Raw genomic sequence first — 3119 nt, 5'->3', positions numbered from 1 at the left:
GGAGCGGGCGGTCGTCGGGCAGGAACCACGCCCCGGTCTGCACGACGTCCAGGTTGGTCATGCCCTCGGCCGGGCACAGCAACGGGTCCGCCGCCAACCACGGCCGCTCGGTGAACACGTGGTCGCGGACGTTGGCCACCGGGGGCAGGCCGAGCGCCGCCCGGTGGGTGTTGAGCGCCTCGCCGTACAGGGCGTTCACCCGCTCGGCGTCCTGCTCCCACCGCACCGCGAGGTCTGTCTCGCCCTCCGGGGTCGGTGTCCCCGGCCGCACCCCCGGACCGAAGTGCTTCGACGGCAGGCCGAGGATGTGGAAGCACGCGAGCACGTAGTGCAGGCCCAGCTTCTCCGCCACGTCCCGCGCGCCGGCAGGCATCAACCCGGTCGCCACCACCGCGTCGCACCCCTCGGCCGCCGCGGTGAGGGTCTCGAACCGGGCGGCGACCAGCGCGGGCGCGAGCCGGAACGCGTCCTGCGCCGTCGGCTTCTTCGGCCCGGCGACGACCGAGCGCACCGACGGGCCCAGCGGGACCATCGGCACGCCCGCACGCTCCAGCAGGGCCACGAAGTCGTCGTCCGGCGGCGCGCACACCACCGCCTCCGCGCCCAGCTCCCGCAGCGCCACCGCCAGCCCCGCCAGCGGTTCGACGTCCCCGCGCGACCCCCACGTCGTCAACAACACGCGCACTTGTGAATCCCCCGTTTTCCCAGGTCCTGGCATCAGGCCGGCAATTCTGGGGGACGACCGGGGTCTTGCCGCAAGCCCCCCGGTGCGCTATATGTTGAAGTGGGGAGAGAGTGCTTCCTCCTCCGCACGGTCCGCTGTGGACTGTTCGACTCCAGCCGGACCGCCCCGTCGACGGGGCGCGGCGCCCCCGGCGGAGCGGACCGGGACGAGACCCACCCGGGAGTCGAACCCGGTGTCGACGGCTTTGCAGGCCGCCTCACGACCGTCGTGACGTGGGTCGGGTGATCCGGCGTCCCTCGGGGGCGCGGATCCGTCGCGCGTCCTGGTGTCGAACCAGGGAACCCGGAGATATGAGCTCCAGGTGGCCGCCGGGCCACGCGCGTCCGAAGAGGGCTTGCGAAGAGGCCGAAGCGTGAGCCGACCTCGGTTTCCGGCGGCGAGCCGGAACACCGGGGAAATGAGCGTCCGCTCCGCCGCGGAGTAGTCGTCGAACACGCCGGAACCGCTTCGCCGCGAGCGGCACCGACAATGTCGAGAACAATATCGAAAACGGGTGATGGCGCACCAAATAGCGAAGCCGCCCTGATCGGTTCCCCGATGGGCGGCTCCCTGTCCACGTGACCCGGTCCAGGTCAGGGTGAGGAGTCCGCGCAGGTCAGCGACGTGCGACACCGACCGGAGAGGGTGGTGCACCGGTCGGGGGACGGACACGTGGCGAGCATCTCCGCGCGGTGGCGCATTCGCTTCGACCCCCGCTCCCCCGTGCTCGACATCATCCCGACCCCTCGTCTCGTGGTGTGCGCCAATCATGCACCGACAACGCGGACTCCGCAATCATTTTTCTGCGATCACGCAACAATGCGGCTCCGCGCGCGCTGATCAGAAGCGGGCGACTGGGGCGCACGGCGGAACGGGACCGAAGGGTGTGCGGGTTTCCCCGAAGTCGCACCTCCGCCGCGCCCGACGCGGCGGGTACGCATGACGGGGGATGTGGGCTCGACGTGAAGGGACGTGCGAAGTGCTCAGAGGTTTACGCGGTCTGCTGGCCGCGCTGCTCGTGACGACAGCCCTGGCGTGGCCGGGAGCGGGGAGCGCCGCGGCGGCCCCGTGGACCCTGACGACGGCGCAGCGGCAGGCGTACCTGCAGTACTACGCGCCGCTGATCTTCAAGCGGGGCGACGAGAACAACAGCCAGGAGGGCACGGACTGGCTGTCGAACTACGACTTCGACCGGGACGGCAACTTCGCCGACAACCGGACGAACTGGCGCAACGTCAACCAGTACGTCGCGGGCGCCTACAGCGGCTGGCGCATCCGCCCGACCCTCTACACGGCGCTGATCGAGTACACCGAGAACGGGGCGAAGAACATCGTCCTGCTGTACCACGTCTACAACGCGGCCGACAAGGACTTCGCGGAGATCCACGACTGGGAGCGCATCGAGATCGTCGTGCGCGGCGTCACCGGCACGCCGGGCGGCGCGGGCGAGAACTTCTCCCACGCCACGGTCACGCACCACAAGGACCACGTGATGCGCCGCTCGACCGACAGCGCGGTGAAGTTCATGACCACCGCGACCGGCAAGCACCTGCTGGTGTGGCAGGCGGACGGCAGCAACTTCGACGGGCCGACGATCGCCACCCACGGCCACGAGCTGCGCTTCGCCACGACGGCGTGGAGCACCATCGCGGCGAGCATGAACAGCACGAGCAAGGCCGAGGTGGACATCAACAACGCCAGCGAGAAGAACGTCCACTACGTCTTCGTGCCGGAGGCCGACGCGTCCGCCGTGTCCGCGTGGCGGGCGCAGCCGATCACCTCCGCGACGGCCTACGGCCTGGCGAGCCGGCTCGACAACGGCTCCTCGACGTCGTGGCAGCAGGTCAAGCGGACGACCTACGAGCTGCAGGACCTGGCCGACATCGTCCCGACGCACTGGCAGTACGCGAACTGGTCGCTCAACTGGCTGAGCTCGAAGTCCAGCGACGTGCTGCTGGAGTCGCCGGTGACCTCGGAGGCGGGCGTGGCGGAGGTCGGCACGGGCCTGCAGCGCTTCTACACGGCCTCGCGCGACAACGGGGCGTCCGACCTGACCGACGGCCGCGAGGGCATCCTGTCGAAGGGGTGGTTCTACGGCGCGTACTCCGGTGAGGAGAACGCGGACGACATCTCCGGCTCGGACGACTTCGGCGGCTACGAGGGCCTCGGCCTGGACAGCTACGGCCGCAGCCGGGGCGCGGCGAGCGGCGACTACGCCTCCCACAACGCCTACTGGCGCCAGCACGACTTCTTCGTGCACACGGGCGTGGTCGACACGTCCGACCACCGCGAGGCCGGCACGTGGCTGTCCGCGCTGAAGCGGACGTCGATGAACTTCACGACCTCGTCGGAGATGTACTTCAGGTCCTCGTCGGGATTCTGGAACACCCTCGTC

At 70.0% G+C, this 3119-nt stretch carries 1 protein-coding gene and 1 pseudogene; one reads left to right on the top strand and one right to left on the bottom strand.

What is annotated here, in order from left to right; genetic code table 11:
• Window positions 1–685 (bottom strand): annotated as a pseudogene (locus tag AB0G02_RS33060) (glycosyltransferase); the annotation flags it as partial.
• A gap of 1018 nt (window positions 686–1703) precedes the next feature.
• Here AB0G02_RS33060 and AB0G02_RS33055 point away from each other — a divergent pair.
• Window positions 1704–3119 (top strand): hypothetical protein (locus tag AB0G02_RS33055; protein WP_360802129.1); only part of this gene is annotated, 1416 nt, incomplete at its 3' end.

The organism is Actinosynnema sp. NPDC023658 (assembly GCF_040639995.1).
Taxonomy (GTDB): Bacteria; Actinomycetota; Actinomycetes; order Mycobacteriales; family Pseudonocardiaceae; genus Actinosynnema.
This window is presented reverse-complemented; position numbering and strand designations above follow the sequence as displayed.